15 protein-coding genes are annotated in these 22,462 nt (G+C 58.4%); 12 read left to right on the top strand and 3 right to left on the bottom strand.

Going from position 1 to position 22,462, the window contains the following annotated elements; genetic code table 11:
* The first annotated feature begins 23 nt into the window (after positions 1 to 23).
* Positions 24 to 461, top strand: coding sequence for a YhcB family protein (locus HX814_RS19290; RefSeq protein WP_003216019.1), 438 nt, complete (start codon positions 24 to 26; stop codon positions 459 to 461).
* Positions 462 to 659: 198 nt separating this feature from the next.
* Here HX814_RS19290 and HX814_RS19285 read toward each other — a convergent pair whose 3' ends face one another.
* The 3 genes from HX814_RS19285 to HX814_RS19275 all read right to left on the bottom strand — a co-directional run bounded on the left by HX814_RS19285 (position 660) and on the right by HX814_RS19275 (position 4,301).
* Positions 660 to 2,384, bottom strand: a complete 1,725-nt coding sequence (locus tag HX814_RS19285) for an ABC transporter ATP-binding protein/permease (RefSeq protein WP_177008724.1) — start codon at positions 2,382 to 2,384, stop codon at positions 660 to 662.
* A 101-nt stretch (positions 2,385 to 2,485) separates the two neighbouring features.
* Positions 2,486 to 3,046 (bottom strand): response regulator transcription factor, encoded by a 561-nt coding sequence (locus tag HX814_RS19280; protein ID WP_003216016.1) that lies wholly within the window; start codon positions 3,044 to 3,046, stop codon positions 2,486 to 2,488.
* Positions 3,039 to 4,301 (bottom strand): ATP-binding protein, encoded by a 1,263-nt coding sequence (locus HX814_RS19275; protein ID WP_008437257.1) that lies wholly within the window; start codon positions 4,299 to 4,301, stop codon positions 3,039 to 3,041. Before HX814_RS19275 ends, HX814_RS19280 begins: the two co-directional genes overlap by 8 nt.
* Positions 4,302 to 4,507: 206 nt before the next feature.
* On the opposite strand from HX814_RS19275, the gene HX814_RS19270 reads away from it, so the two are divergent.
* From HX814_RS19270 to HX814_RS19220, 11 genes are all read left to right on the top strand, one after another.
* A complete protein-coding gene (locus HX814_RS19270; RefSeq protein WP_003216012.1) occupies positions 4,508 to 5,221 on the top strand; it encodes an SIMPL domain-containing protein in 714 nt (237 codons plus the stop codon).
* A gap of 300 nt (positions 5,222 to 5,521) precedes the next feature.
* The gene (locus tag HX814_RS19265) at positions 5,522 to 8,869 is read left to right on the top strand and encodes a dermonecrotic toxin domain-containing protein (protein ID WP_177008723.1); all 3,348 of its coding nucleotides are present in this window, start codon (positions 5,522 to 5,524) and stop codon (positions 8,867 to 8,869) included.
* 61 nt (positions 8,870 to 8,930) lie between these two features.
* On the top strand, positions 8,931 to 9,299 hold the full coding sequence (locus HX814_RS19260; protein WP_143495510.1) for a hypothetical protein: 369 nt from the start codon (positions 8,931 to 8,933) through the stop codon (positions 9,297 to 9,299).
* Positions 9,296 to 11,668 (top strand): hypothetical protein, encoded by a 2,373-nt coding sequence (locus HX814_RS19255; RefSeq protein WP_218175028.1) that lies wholly within the window; start codon positions 9,296 to 9,298, stop codon positions 11,666 to 11,668. The genes HX814_RS19260 and HX814_RS19255 overlap by 4 nt, the downstream gene beginning before the upstream one ends.
* 135 nt (positions 11,669 to 11,803) lie before the next feature.
* On the top strand, positions 11,804 to 13,405 hold the full coding sequence (locus tag HX814_RS19250; RefSeq protein ID WP_134327323.1) for an ABC transporter substrate-binding protein: 1,602 nt from the start codon (positions 11,804 to 11,806) through the stop codon (positions 13,403 to 13,405).
* A 258-nt stretch (positions 13,406 to 13,663) separates the two neighbouring features.
* Positions 13,664 to 15,292 carry an ABC transporter substrate-binding protein gene (locus HX814_RS19245; protein ID WP_177008722.1) on the top strand — a complete coding sequence of 543 codons (1,629 nt, stop codon included), beginning with the start codon at positions 13,664 to 13,666 and terminating at the stop codon, positions 15,290 to 15,292.
* A gap of 364 nt (positions 15,293 to 15,656) precedes the next feature.
* Positions 15,657 to 17,201, top strand: coding sequence for an ABC transporter substrate-binding protein (locus tag HX814_RS19240; protein WP_371132335.1), 1,545 nt, complete (start codon positions 15,657 to 15,659; stop codon positions 17,199 to 17,201).
* Between the two features lie 171 nt (positions 17,202 to 17,372).
* Positions 17,373 to 18,770 carry an OprD family porin gene (locus tag HX814_RS19235; RefSeq protein WP_003215995.1) on the top strand — a complete coding sequence of 466 codons (1,398 nt, stop codon included), beginning with the start codon at positions 17,373 to 17,375 and terminating at the stop codon, positions 18,768 to 18,770.
* 81 nt (positions 18,771 to 18,851) lie between these two features.
* Complete coding sequence (locus tag HX814_RS19230) at positions 18,852 to 20,450, top strand: ABC transporter substrate-binding protein (protein ID WP_003215993.1); 1,599 nt, start codon at positions 18,852 to 18,854, stop codon at positions 20,448 to 20,450.
* A gap of 74 nt (positions 20,451 to 20,524) precedes the next feature.
* Positions 20,525 to 21,535, top strand: a complete 1,011-nt coding sequence (locus HX814_RS19225; protein WP_003215992.1) for an ABC transporter permease subunit — start codon at positions 20,525 to 20,527, stop codon at positions 21,533 to 21,535.
* 10 nt (positions 21,536 to 21,545) lie between these two features.
* The gene (locus tag HX814_RS19220) at positions 21,546 to 22,457 is read left to right on the top strand and encodes an ABC transporter permease subunit (protein WP_003215991.1); all 912 of its coding nucleotides are present in this window, start codon (positions 21,546 to 21,548) and stop codon (positions 22,455 to 22,457) included.
* Positions 22,458 to 22,462 lie beyond the last annotated feature (5 nt).

Here is a 22,462-nt window from a genome sequence, read left to right as displayed (position 1 = left end):
AGCCGTTTATAGAGGAAGGACTCGTGGAACACTCGCTCTTAGTTTGGTTGTTGCCGACTCTCGCCTTGGTTGCCGGTGTCGCCATTGGATTCCTGGTCGCCCGCCTGCTGCCGAATGCCGCGCCTAACCGCACGCAGCGTCAGCTGGATGACATTCAGGAACGTTTTGACAGTTATCAGAACGAGGTTGTTACCCACTTCAACAGCACCGCGACCCTGGTGAAAAAGCTCACTCAGAGCTATCAGGAAGTACAGGATCATCTCGCCGAGGGTGCCAACCGCCTGGCCCTGGACGACATCACCCGCCAGCGCCTGCTGGCCGCGCTGCATTCCGATGCACCGCACGCTCCACGGGAACGCCTGACCCCTCCGCGGGAAAATCAGGAACCGCCACGGGATTACGCGCCAAAAACGCCAAACGCCCCGGGGATGCTGGATGAGCATTACGGCTTGAAGAAGTAATAGCTTTTCAAGCGGCATGAAAAAGCCCGGCTGATCGATGATCAGCCGGGCTTTTTTGTTGGAACCAGGTCGACCAGACGACACTGATCCAATGTGCGAGCGGGCTTGCTCGCGAATGCGGTCTATCAGTCATCCTATGTATTAACTGACCCACCGTATTCGCGAGCAAGCCCGCTCCCACATTGACCGAGTCCGACTTCAGGACACTGGCTGTTCTTGTAGCTGCCCGTCCTGTATCCGCACATGCCGCCCAAGGAAACGCTTGAGGCTGCTGCGGTGCCCGACGCTGACGATGCTCAACCCCGGCAACTCATCGATCAACGCCTGATACAGCGCCGCCTCATCTTCCTCGTCCATCGCCGAGGTGGCCTCGTCCATGTACAGCCATTGCGGTTCAAACAACAACGCCCGCGCAAACGCCAGGCGCTGTTGCTCACCCGGCGACAGCATGCGCTGCCAGTGATTGGCCTCGTCCAAGCGTGGAATCAGGTGCGCCAGGCGGCAGGTTTCCAGGACCTGTGCATAACGTTGCGGCGGGTACGCGCCCTCCTCCTGTGGATAACTCAACACACCCCGCAAGGTACCAATCGGCAGGTACGGCTTTTGCGGCAGGAACAGATAACGCTCGGCCGGCAAGCGGATGTTGCCGTGGCCGTTTGGCCAGAGATTGCCCATGGCCCGCAGCAAGGTTGACTTGCCGCTGCCGGAACGCCCGCTGAGCATCAATCGCTCACCCTCGGCAACCGTCAGGTTGGCGCCATCCAGCAGGTGACGACCATCCGCCAGATCGAGGCTGAGGTTGCTCATCTGCAAATTGCCGCCCTGGCGTTGCAACTCGATGCCCATGTTGCGGCCTTCGTTTTCTTCCATCGCCTCGCCAAAGCTCAGCAGACGATCACAGGTCGCACGCCAGCTGGCCAACACGGTGTACGCGTCGACAAACCAGCTCAGGCTGCCCTGCACGCTGCCAAACGCACTGGCCACTTGCATCAGCACGCCCAGCTCTATCTGGCCGGAAAAGTAACGCGGCGCTGCCACCACAAACGGGAAGATGATCGCGATCTGCGAGTAACCACTGGTGAAGAAGTTCAGGCGCTTCTTGAGCTGCATGATGCTCCAGAAGTTGCTCCACACCCGCCCGAAACGTGCACTCAGTTGCTGGTGTTCATTCGGCTCGCCATTGAACAGCGCGATGCTTTCCGCGTTCTCGCGCACCCGCACCAGGCTGAAACGCAAGTCGGCCTCGAAGCGTTGCTGGCGGTTGCTCAAGCCGATCAGTTTTCGACCAATCAAGTGGGTCAACCAACTGCCCAGCACGGCATATACCAGTGCCGCCCAGAACATATAGCCGGGAATCGTGATGCCCCAAACCTCGATACTGCCGGACACGCCCCACAGGATCACCGAGAACGACACCAGGCTCACCAGGTTACTGATAAACCCCAGGCCCAGGCTCAGGGTGCTGCTGGTAAAGGCGTTGAGGTCTTCGGAAATACGTTGGTCGGGGTTATCGGTGTAGCCGCCATATTCCAGGTGGTAGTAGTTCTTCTCGCTCAGCCACTTGGCGAAGTAGGTTTCAGTCAGCCAGCGCCGCCAGCGGATGGTGAGCATTTGCTGCAAATAGGAAGTGAACACCCCGGTGACGATCGCCACCACGGCGATCACGCTGAAATACATCAGCAGGTGGGTGAAGGCGTCGTAGTCCTTCTTTTCCAGGGCGTTATAGAAGTCGCGGTTCCAGCTGTTGAACCACACCGACACGGCCACACTGAACAGCGAAAGCCCCAGCACCACCAGCAACAACAGCCAGGCCTTGAACTTCTCCTCACTGCGCCAGTAGGGGGTGATCAGCGCCCAGACTTTCCTTAAAAATTGCCCACGCACCGCGTCATTGACCGCGGAATACTCAGCGTTCTGATTCATTGTTCAGGCTCGGTAGGAAAAAAAATAACAGGCGTTTGAACCGATCATAAACGATCGGTTCAGGGCTCCGTGCGGCCTGAAGCAGATTGTTCAGTCGCCGTTCAACGTCGAACCGGGCGTTTCTGCAACTTGCGCTGCAACGTTCGACGATGCATGCCCAGGGCGCGGGCCGTGGCGGAGATGTTGCCTTCGTGCTCGGTCAACACCCGCTGGATGTGTTCCCACTGCAGGCGGTCCACCGACATCGGGTTTTCCGGCACCAGGGTGTCGAGGTCGGCGTGCTCGGAGAGCAAGGCGGCCAGCACGTCGTCGGCATCTGCCGGCTTGCACAGATAGTTGCAGGCGCCACGCTTGATCGCCTCGACGGCGGTGGCAATGCTGGAATAGCCGGTGAGGATCACCACGCGCATTTCCGGGTCCAGCTCCAGCAGCTTGGGCAGCAGCACCAGGCCGGAGTCGCCGTCCATTTTCAGGTCCAGGGCCGCGTATTCCGGCAGGTCGGCCGTGGCGATGGCCAGGCCTTCCTCGGCGGAACCTGCGGTGCTGACGCGAAAGCCACGACGGCTCATGGCGCGGGCCATCACGCGGGTAAAGGTGGCGTCGTCATCTACCAGCAGCAGGTGCGGCAGTTCTTCGCCTTCGACTTGGATCTCGTCACTCATCGATGTCTCCTCGTGCGACACGGGGCAGGCGCAGCTCGGTGAGCGTGCCGCCTTCCTCATGACTATAGAGTTTCACTGAGCCGCCCGCGCGGGTCACGCTGGCCTTGCTCAAAAACAGGCCCAGGCCGAAGCCTTTGCCCTTGGTGGTAAAGAAGGGCTTGCCGATCTGCTCGGCAATCGCCAGCGGCACACCGGCGCCGTGGTCGCGAATGCTGATGGTGAAGTCTTCCGTATCCCAGTCCAGGGTCACTTCCAACCCTTCCGGGCAGGCATCGGCGGCGTTGTTCAGCAGGTTCAGCAGCGCCTGGGTCAGGTCCGGCGGCGGTGCCATGCGCGGCACCGTGCCCTGGCCCAGCAGGTGGAACCGGTAACTGGCTTCGGGACGCATCAGGTGCCAGCGGTTCAGGGCTTCGTCCAGCCACTGGGTGACGTCTTGCATCTCCACCGCCAGGCGGCGATTGGCCTCGGCGGCGCGCACCAGCTGCTGCAAGGTCAGCTTGCACTGCTTGACCTGTTCCTGCAGCACGCTCAGGTCGTCTTGCAGGGCCGGGTCGTGATGGTCCTGGGTCATTTCCTTGAGCAGTACGCTCATGGTCGCCAGCGGCGTCCCCAATTCGTGGGCCGCGCCGGCGGCCTGGGTGGCAACGGCCAGCAGCTGCTGGTCACGCAGGCCTTCTTCACGGCGAATGGCGCGCAGTTCTTCCTGGCGGCGCAGCTCTTCCGCCATTCGTGCGGCAAAAAAGGTGATGACCGCCGCCGACAGGGCAAAGCTCAGCCACATGCCGTAGATCTGCAGGTTTTCCCGGGCGATGGGGAAGGTCTGCAACGGGTAGAACTGTGCCAGCAGCAGGGTGTACAGGGTCAGGGCAATACCCGACAGCACCACCGAATAACGCCACGGCAAGGTCACCGCCGCGATGGTCAGTGGCACCAGGTAATAGGACACGAACGGGTTGGTGGAGCCGCCGGAGAAGTACAGCAATACGCTGTGGATAAACAGGTCGCAGGCCAGTTGCAGGGCGTATTCCAGCTCGGTCACAGGCCACGTGGTGCGCAGCCGGATCACGGTAAATACACACAGCACCGTGGAGAAGCCGAGGGTCACGGCCAACTGCAACCAGGGCAGCGGCAGCAGCTTGAACCAATAGGCGAGCCCCACCGAACCGGCCTGTGCGGCCAGCACCAGGGTGCGGATGAACGTCAGGCGCCAAAGGTTCTGGCGGGTGGCGGAAGTCAGTTTTACGGCGGCGAGCATGAGCTCTCCCGATGAGCGCTGCAGGCGGATCGCACGGAGTATAAACGAAGCGACAGCGCTGGCACGGCGTGTGTGGCTCTTTGACGCAGGGGTCAGGATCATGACCGTTCGTCGGCATCCGCCAACTTGTAGCGAATGTGTAAACCCGAAGAACTGAAACCTTGCGTCTACAGTCTTACCGAACACGAACATCTCAAGGAGCTTACATGTCTCGTTTCATTCGCAGTGCAGCCACCCTCACCCTCGGCGCCGCTACCCTCGCCAGCCTGCCGGCCATGGCCGCTGACGAACTGCATTACAACCAGATTTCCCTGCGTGCCGAAGTCAGCCAGGAAGTGGCGCGCGACCAGATGATCGTCACCCTGTACACCGAGTCGCAGAACACCGACCCGGCCAAGCTTGCCGCCGAAATCACCACCACCATGAACAAGGCGCTGGCCCAGGCCCGCGAAGTCAAAGGCGTGACCCTGCGCCAGGGTAGCCGCAACAGCTACCCGATCTACGACAACAAGAACCAGAAAATCACCGGCTGGCGTGAACGCGCTGAGCTGCGCATGGAAAGTGCCGACTTCGCCGCCCTGTCCAAGCTCACCGGCGACATGCTGACCAACCTGAAAATGGACAGCATGGACTTCGCCATCGCCAACCCGACCCGCAAGGCCAGCGAAGATGCCCTGCTTAAAGAAGCGGTCACCGCATTCAAGGCCCGTGCCCAACTGGCCACCGATGCGCTGGGCGGCAAGGGCTACAAGATCGTCAACCTGAACTTCAACACCAACGGTTATCCACAGCCGTATGCCCGCGGCGGGATGATGATGAAAGCCGCAGCGATGGATTCGGCACCGACGCCGGAAGTCGAAGCCGGCACCAGCCAGGTCAACATGACCGCAGATGGCGTGATCGAAGTCCAGATGCCTTGATCGAGCGGTACCCCAGTTGCAATGACGCTGCCCACGGGCAGCGTTTTTTTTTGCCTGCGCACTTCATTCAAGAAGTATCAGCGGTAATAACCGGATATCAGCTTAAGAAAATACTCAATGGCTGAGAGTGTTCTGGTCCACACACCTTGAAGCGCACCGGCGATAAATCTTTTCAGCTTATAACCCGCGTAATGGCGAACTACATCTTCCCCATCAAAGAACGGAACACGCCTACACGCTGAACCACCTATGGCGGACATCACATCATTCCTGCACACCATGCACATCAGGATTTGTCATATGACCACCATAGGTTCCATCGCGGCAAACAACGGCTTCTTCCTTGATACCCCCTCCTCGGCAGGTATTGCCGAAGAACAGGGAAAACCCCGCCAAGGTACGGATACTTCACGGCAGACATATTCGCCAGGGCAGCCCGTAAAGGCAGCCGATCGGGCCACCGACACTCCCGCATCACGACCCCGCCGTCACACTCACGACGTGTTGATCCCGGGATTGCCATACAACAAGACAGTCGAAAACTACATTCGCAGTGCAACGACAGGGTTCGAGACGCCCCTGGAAAGCACCGCCAACCTTATCAAGGCCGAAATCAAGAAAAAGTGGGGCGAGGACGTTGATCCGGACAACACGTTTATTACTACCTTCAACTACGACCCGACACGGGGAAGGCCTCCTCGCAATGCAAAGGTACTGAACCGGATAACCTTGACCCAGGCGGCCCTGCAAGATGTGCAGAAAAAAAACAACACCGATGAACACCAGACGCCCGAGGAAAAAACACGCACGACCCTGCATACCTGGCTGGAACGGCTACTGACGTTTTCGCCGCTGGGCCAGGCGGGGCTTGCCATTGACTCTGCCGTCAATGCCCAGCAGACCTATGAGTTTATATACCGCGCCTCCCCGCCCGGCCAGCGCCAGCAATACAACGAGTCGATGCGGATCAAAAAGACCCCGGAGCAATTCAGGGAATTGGTGTGGAACACCGAACGCGCCGCGCCGTATAAAACATTCCTGGATACGTTCTGGCCCAGCCACGAAAGCAAATACACGGCATTGACCAAGGCCTCCTTCGTTGCCGCCATCCTGCTCCAGGAAAAGACCGGCAGCCTGAGCCCAAGCGACAAGGAACTGGCGCTACGCGCAGCGAACTTGACCACCGATAAAGACTGGTCGAACCTCCGCGTCGAGGACCTGAAAGCCTCTGCCGCCCAGGACCCAGGCCTGGAAATGGGTCTGCTCAGCATCAACGGTTTTCAATCTTCGGACCTGCTGTACATCACCGACAAAAACCCCAAGGTCACCGATGACGGCAAGATCATCAGCCCCACGCTTTTGTATATTCCCGGCAACTCGTCGCCTATTCATCGCTTTGACAGCCAGGCCCAGATGAAAAACTGGCTGGCTGAGCAAGCTGCCGACCCCACCAAGCGCGAAGCCCTTTCAACCCATTTCACGCTGCGTGACCAGGCCGACCGGACGTTCTCCGACGGCGTGAACCAGACACTGACCGGGCTGGGTGGCTGGCACCGCAAAGACGCGCCGGATGCCGATGTGTTGGAGCGCCTGAATGAATTCAACCCGCAGACTTTCATCACCACCGAACCCCTCGCCCAGGACCCATTCGAGGCCATTACTGCCCGCCAGAAAGATCGCTCGTACAAGGATGCCGAGACCCAAATCGTCACCGACAGCGACGTGACCAAAGCCAACATCCTCAAAGGCCTGGAAACCGCCACCAAGGTCGCGATGCTGATGACGCCGCTGGCACTGGTGATGCCCGAAGTCGCCGTGGCCCTCGAGGTGTTCTACGTCGCCTCCGGCGTAGCGGAGGCCGGTATCGGCATCGATGACGTCAAGCACGGCAAGAAAGGCGGGGCCGACCATATCGTGTTCGGAGTGCTCAATGCGCTGCCGACGGTGGCTTCGGGCGCAACTTCACTGGTGGAGAAAGGGATAGAGAGGGCCTCGAAAGCCCTTGAGTCCTCCACCCGCATCGCCCTCACGCGCGAAGTCGAGCCGGGAGCTGCAGGGGCAAGCGTGCTGGTACCTGAGGGCCTGTCCGCAGACCAGACCTTCCTGATCAAGCGTACAACCCATACCGATGTAGTGGTCGGGGATGACGTTTACCGCTACGACCCCGCACAACCGGACGCCTTGACCAAGATGGGGCCTACCGAGCATGCCGAGCCGCTGGAGGATTTTGAAGCCGTTTGTGCGCCGGTTGGGCGCCGCGTAAAGCGCAACATTGACAGCTTGTGCTACACAAAAATGATCGAGGACGCCGATACATCGGTCGCTCAAGACGCCCAGGCACTTGAGCATCGGCGTCTCTTGCCGGGCGCCCCAACGCAGGAAGGCGCGCGGACCGTGGTGCATGAGCACAGGCTGTATAGAGTGAGCGACACATCCAGCCAGGAGCTGATGTCGGTGCCCGGGCACACGCCGGTTACCTACCGCAACCAAACCAGCGGGGTGGTGCTCAATGAGCCGGACTTCGGCTATGAAGATATCGGTCAACCACGGGCGCTCAACCAGGAAACCGTGGTTGTAAAGCTGGACCAGATCAGTGATCTCAGTGATGACCAGCGCGTCCTGAGGGGCATAAAAATACCCTACGCAGGAATAGATTATGTGGTGGTCGAGGGCGATACCGGCATTTACTACGTGGCCGAATACGACGGTTCGAACCCTGCGCTCAACTTTCAACGCATCGCCGCAAACACCGATCCGGCCAGCCGGGACATCATCAGGCTGCATGACGAGTACAAGGACCTCTATCGTGACATTTCCGGAAAAACCCACAATAACGATCTGGTGATACTGCCCTCCCTGGACTCACTGGCAAAAAAACTGAGCCTTGAATACAACTTCACACCCGATCAAGCCACCCAACTGGACCGAGTCCTGGCCGGACTGTCCGATGAAAAGAAACGTGAAGTTCTACTGGCAGTCTATGCCTGGGACAAGAAGGTAGAGGTGGCCGCCAAGACCATACAACTTGAGCCCCTTCAAAAGCCTCACTATTTCGGGCAGCTCACGGTCAACGAGCAAAACAAGGCCTACGCCCGTTGGGGCAAGAGAACGGTGGAGGAACAGTTCCAGACAACCGGTATACGGTCGGCCAACCAGAAAACCCTGGCCGATGCCGGTAACAGTCTGCGCAGCGACGTGGCCAATGAAATAGTGACCTGGCTATACACTCGAACCGGCGCGCCCAACTACTCGGAGGTCATCCTGAAAACGGGTGCTGGCAATTGCGACCAGATGGCCAGGGTCGCCACCGATACCGTTAACGCCAGTGGCGGCTTTGCCCGCATTGCACAAGTGCAGGGACACACCTTCAGCGTGGTCGGCGGCCCCGCAAGTCAGCCTAACCTCTTGACCGCTGGATTTGCCGAGCCCGAATGGGCTGATGCGTGGATAGTGGACCCATGGGCCGGTATCACTTGTCCGGCCAACGAGTACCACGGCCAATTCGCACAACGCATGCAGGAATGGAGCGACGAGGGCCGGCAAATCCTGATCGGAGATGGTGGTACGCCGCCTCGGCACGTCTGGAGCGATCCTATGGACCCGCGGTGGATACAGTCCACCGTTTATGGCGGCGCACAGGTGTTTTAAGGCGATCGCCGCGACGCAGGCGCTTATCTCAACCTGGGTAACCCGAACGGCGGCAACCGTGGTGACCGCCGTTCTCGTTCGCGTAGCGTTTACCTGCCATTTCAGGGAGCAGGACTGCAATGCCGCTGCCTTCGGGCAGCATTTTTTTGCCTGGCACTTAATTCAAGAAGTTTCAGCGGTAATAACCGGTTACCAGCTTCAGAAAATGCTTAATCGCCGGGCGTCTGCTGGTCCGGACACATTGAAGTGCGTTGGTGATAAATCTTTTCAACTTATAACCCGTGCAATGGACAACTACATCCTCACCCTCAACGAGCGGAACACGCCTGGACGCTGCACCACTCATGGCGTAGATCACCGTACTCCTCATCCACAGTTTATGGCGGCGCAGATGCGTGCAATCAACATCCAGCCAGGTAATCTGAAATGACAAGCTCAGTTCAACTTAACATTGTCCATTACCCAAAAACACCGCTACCCGGTACGACTCAAGAACAACGTACCGAGGCGCTGGAACGGATACCGCCAACGCCATTGAAGAGTACCGATATTTATGAAACGGACAACGTTGGCACTGCCGCCAGGAACGAGTCTGATATCTACAAGGCAACCATTTACGGACCCGACTTTGTTCACGCGCCAGGCGATGGGTATATCTACAATGAGCGAGAGGCTCATATCGATGCCTATGCCAATCGTGTAAAGACGCAGATCGAAAATATAGAAAGTGGCACTGAAGGCGAACGAAACGTCAAGTTCCAGAACGTGCGCCTGTTCATGGACCCCGCAGGATACTTCAGTGGGGGTTTATTGGCAGCCGGGTTCGACCCGCATGAAAAGTTCACGGTAACGTTCAATACCTATGTCGGTATGGGCACAGCACAAAATCTCTCTGATACCCAGACACACACTTATTTCGCATGGGAAATTGCAGCGGGTGCTCTAGCGCACGACAGACCCGCACGTGGTGGGGTTTTAAATTTTCCTGAAATGGAAATAGAAAAAAAAGACCGGACAAAAATCAATGATTTGGAAGCGTTCGGCCGACAACTTCAAGCTCGCTGGGAGAAAGACATAGCCGCGCCGATGCGCGAGGGCTCCGGAACAATAGCAGAGCGATCGGGAAAAGCAGACGCCTATGTAACACGGGGCACGTTGCTGAGCCTTCGTAGTGACACGGAAAATTTCGCAAGGTTAAGCCCTGCCGGCCAGGAAGCGGTGAATCGCACGCTGGACAAGAATGGGCAAGTGATTATCCCCAATATTTACGGCTACCCCATGAGCGGGTATGCCTTTATCCCCTACACGCCTTACGATGGCAATACCGCCAATCGCCCCAATCAGGGAGTCATGATCGACTTGAAGAACGGCGCTGTCCGCGAGATAAAAGGCGATGACGAATTTGCGAACTGGGCCAAAGACAATCGTGATGAATTGATGCGCCGTTTCAATACCGGTGATATGCAAGGGCGACACAATGCCCACTGGCCACCGGCCGGGGCGGTGCTCGACAGCCTCATCCAGGATAATCGGTCGCGATATCCGGGGTACGAACACTGGTACAAAGATAAATCCGTGCCGGTACGAGAGCTATTCAACTACACCGAATCGCGAAAAGCAGGTTATGGGCTGCAATTTGGCGATCTGAACAAAGGTATCGCCCCCCACTATCAGGAGCAGAACGCCAACAATGCGGTGTGGGCCGACCAGACGGATGTGTTTGGTGCCTCGCAGCAAGCCTGGAAGTCGGTGAAAGACACCTGGGGCAAAACCTTTGGTAATCTGCCCATTGTTGGCAATATAGGCAATATCGTGTTTGGCGTGCATGACAGCCTCTATGGCAAGACCGCAGGCGAGCGCACAGGGGGAACTGCTGCGGCCGTCATCTCAAGCCTGATGCTGGCACACGAAGTTGCACCCGGTTTGGTCGAGGCGAGCCTGGGTGAAACTCCGATCACGTTCAACTCCACCGTTACTGAAGACTACCGCTGGAACTATAATTCGCAGAAGAGCGAATTTGAGCTGACACGCGTTTCGAAAGTATCCGGCGATAGTCATCCGGACCCGTCTTTAAATGAAATTGAGTCGAGTGGACCAGAGGTCCCCCCGGCATCTATCAACGTAGACGGCGTCGAACTGCCGCCCCTGAAAACGGTTAAAAATCTGCCGGTCGGCGAGGCCCTTTTTTCTACTGCTGAAAAAACCAGTATTCTCAGTGGAGAAATAGATAGCCTGAACACTATCAACGATAAACTTTACACGTTCGTGGATGTGAACAAACAAGGTTCGGCCCAGCGATTGAACATACTGGTACACGGTAAAGTCGATGAGACTACCGGGGTCGCAAAAGTTTCTTATGATGGAAAGCTCAATAGTCCGGAAGAATTGCTGGATACGCTTCACAGCAAAGGGATCCATCCGGAAGAGTTCGACAACGTGCGCCTGCTGTCATGTGATTCCGCAACCGGTGGGGATGCTTCGTTTGCCGCTCAATTCCAAAAGTTGATTGGCCGCCCTGTCAAAGGTTATAGCGGCACCTTGAGTGCCAACCTGGCCCCTGAAGAGATAAAAGCTGCCATTGACAAGGTAGAAAAAATCTACCTGGAGAACTTATCCGCACAAAATATTCAGATCACCGATAACGTCCGTACCGCAGTAAGAGCTGAGGCTGAACAGTATGTCAGCGAAGAAATGGCGCGAATCAAGAAATTCAAGCCGTCAAAGAACAACCCGTACTGGAATCCGTTCAAGTGGTGGGCGTTCACTTATAAACCCGAACACTTTCCGGCTAAATCGTAGCGACCTGGAATAGCCGAATCCCGGAGACACTGGGGCCTCGCATGCTTATCTCTACCTGAGTGACAAGAACGGCGGTAACCTCGGTGACTGCCGTTTTCGTTCGGGCACTATTTGCCTGCCACTTCAGGGGTCTCCATGGAAAGAATCACCTTAAAACCGCTGCTCCTTGCTGCCGGCCTGCTGGCATTCATGCCCATGGCCCAGGCAGCCAGCACCCTGGTCTACTGCTCCGAAGCCAGCCCCGCCGGCTTCGACCCCAGCCAGTACACCAGTGGCACCGATTTCGATGCCTCCGCCGAAACCGTGTTCAACCGCCTGACCCAGTTCAAGCGTGGCGGCACTGAAGTCGAACCCGGCCTGGCAACCAATTGGGACGTGTCCAAAGACGGCCTGATGTATACCTTCCACCTGCGCGATGGCGTCAAGTTCCACACCACCGACTATTTCACCCCGACCCGTGATTTCAACGCCGACGACGTGCTCTTCACCTTCCAGCGCCTGCTGGATCCCGAGACCCCGTTCCGCAAGGCCTATCCATCGGAGTCGCCCTACTTCACCGACATGGGCTTGAACACCACGATCAAGAGCGTCGAAAAACTCGACGAGCACACCGTGCGCTTCAACCTGAACAACGTTGACGCCTCCTTCGTGCAGAACCTGGCCATGAGCTTCGCCTCGGTGCAGTCCGCCGAATATGCCGCGCAATTGCTCAAGGAAGGCAAGGCCGCGGACATCAATCAGAAGCCGGTGGGCACCGGGCCATTTGTGTTCAAGCGTTACCAGAAGGATTCGCAGATTCGCTACAGCGCCAATAAACAGTATTGGAAGCCCGAAGATGTGAAGCTCGACAACCTGGTGTTCTCGATCACCCCGGACGCCGCCGTGCGCCTGCAAAAGCTCAAGGCCGGCGAGTGCCAGGTCAGCGGTTACCCGCGCCCTTCCGACATCGAAGTGATGAAGCAAGACCCCAACCTGCGGGTTCTTCAGCAAGCCGGCTTCAACCTGGGCTTTCTCGCCTACAACGTGACCCACCCGCCCCTGGACCAGCTCAAGGTGCGCCAGGCGCTGGACATGGCCATCGACAAGCCGGCAATTATCAAGGCGGTGTACCAGAGCGCCGGACAATTGGCGCAGAACGCCCTGCCTCCGGCCCAGTGGTCTTATGACCCGACAATCAAGGACGCGCCCTACGATCCGGCCAAGGCGCGGGCGCTACTAAAAGAAGCAGGGGTTGCACCAGGTACCACCCTCAACCTGTGGGCGATGACCGTACAACGCGCGTCGAATCCCAATGCCCGGATGTCGGCGCAGATGATCCAGCAGGATTGGGAAAAGATTGGCATCAAGGCCAATATCGTCAGCTATGAGTGGGGCGAGTACATCAAACGCGCCAAAGCCGGCGAGCACGACGTGATGATCTACGGCTGGACCGGCGACAACGGCGACCCGGATAACTGGCTCGGCGTGCTCTACAGTTGTGCCGCGGTGAAGGGCAGCAACTATGCAAAATGGTGTAACCCGGCCTACGACAAACTGGTGCAGCAGGCCAAGGTCAGCAGCGACCGCGAGCAGCGCATCAAGTGGTATCAACAGGCACAAAAAATCCTTAAGGAACAAGTACCTATAACGCCTATCGCAAACTCGACGGTTTTCCAGCCCCTGCGAAAGGAAGTGCAGGACTTCAAGATCAGTCCTTTTGGACTCACTCCCTTCTACGGCGTCAGTCTGAATAAGTAACAGCCGCGCCCCAACCGAGTGCGCCAGACGCCTCGGTTGGGCATTCCTGGTGCAGCCCTCGCACCGAAAAAAACCCTCAAAAGTGCGTAAATGTGTCTGAACTTACACATATGCGACATTCGTGTACGTTCGTACCACTGTTTAGCCGTTGTAGGCTCTCAACATCTTGCATTGGGTATGGGCCCTGCATAAGTATCCGCAGGTCGACTCACGAGGTCGCCCTCACTACCAAAAATGACAACAAATCATGAGGCCAACATGCTTAAACACGCAGTCATTCCGTTATTAGTCAGCGCCGGTTTAATGGCTGCTGCACCTTTCGCCCAAGCGGCGAGCAACCTGGTGTTCTGCTCCGAAGGGAGCCCGGCCGGTTTTGATCCAGGCCAGTACACCACCGGAACAGACTTCGATGCTTCGGCCGAAACCATGTTCAACCGTCTGACCCAGTTCGAGCGCGGCGGCACCGCTGTTGTTCCTGGGCTCGCCACGACCTGGGACGTTTCCCCGGATGGCCTGACGTACACCTTCCACCTGCGTGAAGGCGTCAAGTTCCACACCACCCCGTACTTCAAGCCAACTCGTGAATTCACGGCTGACGACGTACTGTTCACCTTCAACCGGATGATCAATAAAGACGATCCGTTCCGTAAAGCCTACCCGACCGAGTTCCCGTACTTCACGGACATGGGTATGGACACCAACATCAAGAACATTGAGAAAGTCGATGACCACACCGTCAAGTTCACCCTTGGCACCGTGGACGCCGCCTTCATCCAGAACCTGGCAATGAGCTTCGCCTCCATCCAGTCGGCTGAATACGCCGCCCAGCTGTTGAAGGAAGGCAAGGCACAGGACATCAACCAGAAGCCAATCGGCACTGGCCCGTTCGTGTTCAAGAGCTACCAGAAAGACTCCAACATCCGTTACACCGGCAACAAGGATTACTGGAAACCTGAAGACGTGAAGATCGACAACCTGATCTTCGCCATCACTACCGACCCGTCGGTGCGTATCCAGAAGCTGAAGAAAAACGAATGCCAGGTGACCCTGTTCCCACGTCCGGCCGACCTCAAGGCGCTGGGTGAAGACAAGGACCTGAAACTGCCGCACCAAGCCGGTTTCAACCTGGGCTACATCGCCTACAACGTAATGCCGGTCCTCAAGGGCCAGACCGCGCCTAACCCGCTGTCCGACCTGCGCGTGCGTGAGGCCCTGGACATGTCGGTGAACAAGCAGCAGATCATCGACTCGGTGTACCAGGGCGCAGGCCAACTGGCTGTCAACGCCATGCCGCCAACCCAGTGGTCCTATGACACCACCATCAAGGATGCGCCGTTTAATGTGACCAAAGCCAAGGCTCTGCTCAAGGAAGCCGGCGTCAAGGAAGGCACCGAGATCACCCTGTGGGCGATGCCGGTCCAGCGTCCGTACAACCCGAACGCCAAGCTGATGGCCGAGATGCTGCAGAACGACTGGAAACAGATCGGCCTGAAAGTGAACATCGTCAGCTATGAGTGGGGCGAGTACATCAAGCGTTCCAAAGGCGGCGAGAACCAAGCCATGATCATTGGCTGGAGCGGCGACAATGGTGACCCGGACAACTGGCTGAACGTGCTGTTCGGCTGCGATTCCCTGGCCGGCAACAACTTCTCCAAGTGGTGCGACAAGAAATTCGACGGCATCGTGAAAGAAGCCAAGGCGACTTCCGACGTAGCCAAACGCACCGAGCTGTACAAGCAGGCGCAACATATCCTCAAAGATGCAGTCCCGATGACACCTATCGCGCACTCGACGGTGTATCAACCCATGCGCAACAACGTGCAGGACTTCAAGATCAGCCCATTTGGCTTGAACTCCTTCTACGGCGTGAGCGTAAGCGGCAAGTAAGGATCTCTGGCGGCGACGTTTCATAACGTCGCCGTTATTGCATCCGCCAAGACCGTAGGAAACAGACCACCTCCGCACACGCTGCCGTCCTACGGCAGCTAACTGCGAATCGCGGCTCCGTTACCTACAAGGTCTGTCAGATTCGTTGCATTTACTGCCTGGCTCCCGACCCATAACGTCGTGGTACGGCAGTCGCATCGTCTCTGTAGGGCAACTGCCGTTGTGGGATCAGTGTTGTCGCAAGGTCGTGAATGACCTTGCGATTGCTCACTGACGAAAACAACAAACAAGGATCGGGATTGTTATGCGCCATACCACCGTTCTATCCGCGATATTTGGCACCAGCCTGCTGGCTGTGGCCTCGATGGGCCAGGCTGCCGAGAAAAAGAGCCTGGTGTTTTGCTCCGAAGGCAGCCCGGCGGGCTTCGACACCGCGCAATACACGACGGCCACCGATAACGACGCCGCCGAGCCTATCTACAACCGCTTGGCCGAGTTTGAAAAAGGCGCGACCAATGTCGTACCGGGCCTGGCAACCCGTTGGGATATTTCCGAAGACGGCCTGACCTATACCTTCCACCTGCGTGAAGGGGTGAAATTCCACGGCAACAAGGACTTCAAGCCGACGCGCGACTTCAACGCCGACGACGTGCTGTTCACCTTCAATCGCATGCTTGACCCCGAACACCCGTTCCGCAAGGCCTACCCCACCGAGTTTCCGTACTTCAACGGGATGAGCCTGAACAAGAATATCGCCAAGGTCGAGAAAACCGACCCGCACACCGTGGTGATGACCCTGAACACGGTCGACGCCGCGTTTATCCAGAACATCGCCATGAGCTTCGCCTCGATCCTGTCGGCTGAATACGCCGACCACTTGCTCAAGGTCGGCAAGCCCAGCGACATCAACCAGAAGCCGATCGGCACCGGGCCGTTCGTGTTCCAGCGCTACCAGAAAGACTCGCAGATTCGCTACACCGGCAACAAACAGTACTGGGACCCGAGCCGCGTGAAGCTCGACCAGCTGATTTTTGCGATCAACACCGACGCCTCGGTACGGGTGCAAAAGCTCAAGGCCGGCGAATGCCAGATCACCCTGCACCCGCGCCCGGCCGACGTCGAAGCCCTGAAGGCCGATCCGAAGCTGCAACTGCTGACCAAGCCAGGCTTTAACCTCGGCTACATCGCCTATAACGTGCGGCACAAGCCCTTCGACCAGCTCGAAGTGCGCCAGGCCCTGGACATGGCGGTGAACAAGCAGAGCATCCTCAACGCCGTGTACCAGGGCGCGGGGCAACTGGCGGTCAACGCCATGCCGCCGACCCAGTGGTCTTACGACGACACCATCAAGGACGCCGCCTACAACCCGGAAAAAGCCAAGGAATTGCTCAAGGCTGCCGGCGTGAAGGAAGGTACCGAGATCACCCTGTGGGCGATGCCGGTACAACGGCCGTACAACCCCAACGCCAAGCTGATGGCCGAAATGCTGCAAAGCGATTGGGCAAAGATTGGCCTCAAGGTCAAGATCGTCAGCTATGAATGGGGCGAGTACATCAAGCGCACCAAGAATGGCGAGCATGACATCAGCCTGATCGGCTGGACCGGCGACAACGGTGACCCGGACAACTGGCTGGGCACCCTCTACAGCTGCGACGCCATCGGCGGGAACAACTACTCCATGTGGTGTGACCCGGCGTACGACAAGCTGATCAAGCAAGCCAAGGTCGTCACCGACCGCGAACAAAGGACTGTTCTATACAAACAGGCGCAGCAACTGCTCAAGCAGCAGGTGCCGATCACGCCAGTCGCCCACTCGACGGTCAACCAGCCGTTAAGCGCCAAAGTCGAAGGTTTCAAAGTGAGCCCCTTCGGCCGCAACGTGTTCTCGGGCGTCAGCATCAACCCATAAAAAGATAACCGGATTGCGCAGGGCGAGCATTCGCCTTGCTGCAAACGTGCAGCCTTATTTCGGGTTTTACCCATGGGCAAACGTTTGCAAAGGCTTGAACGAGTTACACACCCAATAGCCGGTTCACCTAAAAAGACCGGCATTAAAAAGAGAACCAAAGGAGCTTCACCCATGAAACTGAGCAGCACCGCGCTACTGGCCCTGGCCATCAGCAGCATCACGGCTAACGCCTACGCTGATCCTGCAAGCCAGGACTTCGTTCCAACCACACTGGCCGGCACCAGCGCCCAAAGCGAGGCCAAAGGCTTTATCGATGGCGCAAGCCTGGGCGGTACAACCCGCAACTGGTTCTCCAACGAACAACGCTTCCGTGGCAGCAAGTTCACTTACCAGAAGCACGGCGAAGCCCGTACTGACAACTACCGTACCAACTGGGTGCAAGGCACCATCCTCAACGCTACCTCGGGTTTCACCCAAGGCACCGTTGGCGTGAGCACTGAAGTGGCGGTCTACAACGCTCTGGTCCTGGACCGCAGCAAGCGCGACATCAAGGGCGGCTCCAACCGTACCCTGGCCGACTCCGACGGCGACGCTGTAGACCAGTGGAGCAAACTGGGCCTGGCCAACGTCAAGTTCCGTGTCTCGAACACCACCTTGACCGCCGGTCGCCAGAACTTCAGCAGCGGCATCATCGACACCATCGGTAACCGTGCGCTGCCTTCGAGCTTCGAAGGTGTGAGCTTCAACAGCGAAGAGTTCAGCAACCTGTCCTTCCAGGGCGGCGTGTTCGACCGCGTTTCGCCACGGACCGAGCAGAGCCTGTCGAAATTCCGTACCGAATACGGCAATGGTCGCCAGGAAACCGACAAGGTCAACACCCTGGGCGTCAACTACCAGCCGTTCAAGAGCCTGAAGACCAGCCTGTTCGCCGCTAACGTGGAAGACTTCTGGAACCAGTACTACTTCGGTGCTACCCACGAGCTGGGTGACAGCCAGACCCTGTCCCTGACCACGGGCCTGAACTACTACAAAACCGTCGACGAAGGCAAAAAGTTGATGGGCAAGATCGACAACGATACCTACTCGCTGTCGTTCGGCCTGACCCACCAGGCTCACAGCCTGACCTTCTCCTACCAGGCCGTGAACGGCGACGAGTACTTCGACTACCTGCACGAAACCAACGGCATCTACCTGGCCAACTCCCTGACGTCCGACTTCAACGGTCCGAACGAGAAGTCCTTCCAGATCGCCTACGGCATCAACATGGCCGAATACGGCGTGCCGGGCCTGAAGTTCAACGTCTACTCGGCACGTGGCTGGGGTATCGACGGTACTCACTACACCGGCGACGGCGGCCGCGCTGGCTTTGCCTACAACGGCATTCAGGCCCAGGACGGCGAGAAGCACCAGGAATACGGTGTAGGCGCGGCTTACGCGATCCAGAGCGGCGCACTCAAGGCCACCACCATTCGTGGTACCTACGTGACTCACCGTGCCAGCGCCAACCAGGCTGACGGCAACCTGCGTGAGTTCCGCCTGGTGACCACCATCCCGTTCAACATTCTTTAATCAGCGCCAGGTCGGCGGCGGGCTCAGGACGGGCCCGCCGCCTACGCTTGTCTGGTCCAATCGATTGCAGAGGGCTCTTAGATGAAAATGCTCCCGTTACAAGCTGCCATTGCCGCTGCGCTGTTGAGCGTCGCTGTGGGCATCTCGGCCAAACCGTTGGTCGTCTGCACCGAAGCCAGCCCGGAAGGCTTCGATCCGGTCCTGTACACCACGGCTGTCACCGCCGACGCCGCGGCCGAAACCATCTTCAACCGCCTGGTGGACTTCAAGCCCGGCACCACCGAAGTGATCCCGGCACTGGCCAAAGACCTGCCCGAGATCAGCGCCGATGGCCTGACCTACACCTTTCACCTGCGTGACGACATCAAGTTCCACACCACCGACTACTTCAAACCCACGCGCAACATGAACGCCGACGACGTGCTTTGGAGCTTCCAGCGCCAGCTGGACCCGAATCACCCGTGGCACAAAAAGTCCAACGTGGGCTACCCATACTTTGAAAGCATGGGCTTCAAGGAACTGCTCAAGAGCGTAGAGAAGACCGATGACCACACCGTGGTCTTCACCCTGACCCGCCCTGAAGCACCGTTCCTGGCCGACCTGGCCATGGCGTTTTCCTCGATTCACTCCGCCGAATACGCCGACCAGTTGCTCAAGTCCGGCAAGACCGACGACCTGAACGCCAAGCCCATCGGCACCGGCCCGTTCATCTTCACCCGCTACGCCAAAGACGCCCAAGTGCGCTTCAAGGCCAACCCGGACTACTTCCGTGGCAAGCCGCCGGCTGACCCGCTGATCCTGGCCATCACCACCGACAACAACGTGCGCCTGCAAAAGCTCAAGGCCAACGAATGCCAGATCGCGCTGTATCCGAAACCGGATGACGTGCCGAGCATGAAGGCCGACCCGAACCTGAAGGTGGCGGAACTGGCGGCGATGACCACCGCCTACACCGCCATGAACACCACCCACAAGTACATGAGCGACGCGCGGGTGCGTCACGCGATCAACATCGCGTTCGACAAGAAGGGCTACAACGAATCCCTGTACGGCAAAGGCAACGCGGTCGACGCCACCGGCCCGTACCCGCCAACCCTGCTGGGTTTCAGCGACAAGCTGAAAAACCCGCCCCGCGACCTCGACAAGGCCCGCGCCCTGCTCAAGGAAGCCGGCGTACCGGAAGGCACCGAGTTCACCCTGTTTACCCGCAACGGCGGCGGCCCGACCAACCCCAACCCAATGCTCGGCGCCCAGCGCATGCAGGCGGATCTGGCGCAGATCGGTCTGAAAGTGAACATCAAGGTCATGGAATGGGGCGAAATGCTCAAGCGCGCCAAGAATGGCGAACATGACATGGTCTCCGCCGGCTGGGCGGGGGATAACGGGGACCCGGATAACTTCCTCACCCCGAACTTGAGTTGCGATGCAGCGAAAAACGGCGAAAACTACGCCCGCTGGTGTAACAAGGAGTTTCAAGACTTGATCGACAAGGCGCGCGCCATCGCTGAACCCACCCAGCGCGCTGCACTCTATGAACAAGCAATGGACGTTTTCGACAAGGACCAACCATGGATTCCCATGGCTTACCCGAAAATGTTCACCGCCATGCGTAAAAACGTCGAGGGTTATACCCAAAGCCCTCTGACCACAAATAACTTCGCCACCACCCAGGTGAAGTAGATAAGAGACGCTCGGCACCGTCGACATTGACGGTGCCGAACCTGCCTAACCGGCTGATTGAGGTACACAACAAGATGTTTAGTTTTATTGCCCGCCGATTGGGGTTATTGATCCCCACGTTTTTCGGCATCACCTTGCTGACCTTCGCGTTGATTCGCATGATCCCTGGCGACCCCGTCGAAGTCATGATGGGCGAACGACGAGTCGACCCCGAGATGCACGCTCAGGCAATGGAACGCCTTGGTCTGAACAAACCGCTCTACGCGCAATACCTGGATTATGTCGGCAAGCTCGCCCACGGCGACCTCGGCGAATCCCTGCGCACCCGTACCAGCGTGTGGACTGAATTCACCGCCCTTTTCCCTGCGACCCTGGAACTGTCCATGGCCGCCCTGTTGTTCGCCGGCATCCTGGGGCTGTTAGCCGGGGTGATCGCGGCCTTGAAGCGAGGATCCCTGTTCGACCATGGGGTGATGGGCATCTCCCTGGCGGGATATTCGATGCCGATCTTCTGGTGGGGCCTGATCCTGATCATGTTCTTCTCCGTCAGCCTGGGCTGGACGCCAGTCTCCGGACGGATCGACCTGCTCTACGACATCGAGCCGCGCACCGGCTTCATGCTGATCGACACCCTGCTGGCCGACGAGCCGGACGCATTCTGGGATGCCCTACACCACCTGATCCTGCCAGCCATCGTGCTCGGTACCATCCCGCTGGCTGTTATCGCGCGGATGACCCGTTCGTCGATGCTCGAAGTACTGCGCGAAGATTACATCCGCACCGCCAAGGCCAAGGGCCTGTCGCCGGCGCGCGTGGTGTTCGTCCACGGCCTGCGTAACGCCTTGATCCCGGTACTCACCGTGGTCGGCCTGCAAGTCGGCACATTGCTGGCCGGTGCGGTCCTGACCGAAACCATCTTCTCGTGGCCCGGCATCGGCAAATGGCTGATCGAAGCCATTGGCGCACGGGATTATCCCGTGGTGCAAAACGGCATCCTGTTAATCGCCTGCCTGGTGATTCTGGTGAACTTCGTGGTGGATATCCTCTACGGCTTCGCCAACCCACGCATCCGTCACCAGCGCTGAGATCATGACCATGACCACACCTACTCCCGCGGTAGCAGTCGATCAAAGCCTGCTGTACCCGTCCCCGTACAAAGAATTCTGGCAAGCCTTTTCCAAGAACAAGGGCGCCGTTGCCGGCCTGCTGTTCATGTTGCTGGTGGTGTTTTGCGCGCTCTTCGCCCCTTGGGTGGCCCCGCATAACCCGAGCGAGCAATACCGTGACTTCCTGCTGACCCCTCCGGCCTGGCTGGAAGGTGGGCAGATCCAGTTCCTGCTGGGCACCGATGAACTCGGGCGTGACCTGCTGTCGCGCCTGATCCAGGGTTCGCGCCTGTCGTTGCTGATCGGCTTATCGTCGGTGGTGATGTCGCTGATCCCGGGGATCCTGCTGGGCCTGTTCGCCGGTTTCTTCCCGCGCCTGCTCGGCCCGACCATCATGCGCCTGATGGACATCATGCTGGCCCTGCCGTCGCTGCTGCTGGCTGTGGCGATTGTCGCGATCCTCGGCCCTGGCCTGATCAACACCGTGATTGCGATCGCGATCGTGTCGCTGCCGTCCTATGTCCGTCTGACCCGCGCTGCGGTGATGGGCGAACTGAACCGTGACTACGTGACTGCCGCCCGCCTCGCCGGCGCCGGCCTGCCGCGCCTGATGTTCGTCACCGTGCTGCCGAACTGCATGGCGCCGCTGATCGTTCAGGCCACCCTGAGTTTCTCCTCGGCGATTCTCGATGCTGCAGCCCTGGGCTTCCTGGGCCTTGGCGTACAACCGCCAACCCCTGAGTGGGGCACCATGCTGGCCTCGGCCCGCGACTACATCGAACGCGCCTGGTGGGTCGTGAGCCTGCCTGGCTTGACCATTTTGCTCAGCGTGCTGGCAATCAACCTGATGGGCGACGGCCTGCGCGATGCGCTGGACCCGAAACTCAAGAACGCCGCCTGAGGAGA

The sequence above is a fragment of the Pseudomonas sp. C8002 genome (genome assembly GCF_013385765.1).
GTDB lineage: Bacteria > Pseudomonadota > Gammaproteobacteria > Pseudomonadales > Pseudomonadaceae > Aquipseudomonas.
Note: the sequence above shows the minus strand (reverse complement) of the source record. Positions and strands in the feature narration are given on the sequence as shown.

Coding starts and splice junctions, on each gene's coding strand:
- HX814_RS19245 (WP_177008722.1), top strand. CDS start 13,664: ATGCTTAAACACGCAGTCATTCCGTTATTAGTCAGCGCCGGTTTAATG.
- HX814_RS19235 (WP_003215995.1), top strand. CDS start 17,373: ATGAAACTGAGCAGCACCGCGCTACTGGCCCTGGCCATCAGCAGCATC.
- HX814_RS19275 (WP_008437257.1), bottom strand. CDS start 4,301: ATGCTCGCCGCCGTAAAACTGACTTCCGCCACCCGCCAGAACCTTTGG.
- HX814_RS19240 (WP_371132335.1), top strand. CDS start 15,657: ATGGGCCAGGCTGCCGAGAAAAAGAGCCTGGTGTTTTGCTCCGAAGGC.
- HX814_RS19255 (WP_218175028.1), top strand. CDS start 9,296: ATGACAAGCTCAGTTCAACTTAACATTGTCCATTACCCAAAAACACCG.
- HX814_RS19220 (WP_003215991.1), top strand. CDS start 21,546: ATGACCACACCTACTCCCGCGGTAGCAGTCGATCAAAGCCTGCTGTAC.
- HX814_RS19270 (WP_003216012.1), top strand. CDS start 4,508: ATGTCTCGTTTCATTCGCAGTGCAGCCACCCTCACCCTCGGCGCCGCT.
- HX814_RS19230 (WP_003215993.1), top strand. CDS start 18,852: ATGAAAATGCTCCCGTTACAAGCTGCCATTGCCGCTGCGCTGTTGAGC.
- HX814_RS19265 (WP_177008723.1), top strand. CDS start 5,522: ATGACCACCATAGGTTCCATCGCGGCAAACAACGGCTTCTTCCTTGAT.
- HX814_RS19225 (WP_003215992.1), top strand. CDS start 20,525: ATGTTTAGTTTTATTGCCCGCCGATTGGGGTTATTGATCCCCACGTTT.
- HX814_RS19285 (WP_177008724.1), bottom strand. CDS start 2,384: ATGAATCAGAACGCTGAGTATTCCGCGGTCAATGACGCGGTGCGTGGG.
- HX814_RS19250 (WP_134327323.1), top strand. CDS start 11,804: ATGGAAAGAATCACCTTAAAACCGCTGCTCCTTGCTGCCGGCCTGCTG.
- HX814_RS19280 (WP_003216016.1), bottom strand. CDS start 3,046: ATGAGTGACGAGATCCAAGTCGAAGGCGAAGAACTGCCGCACCTGCTG.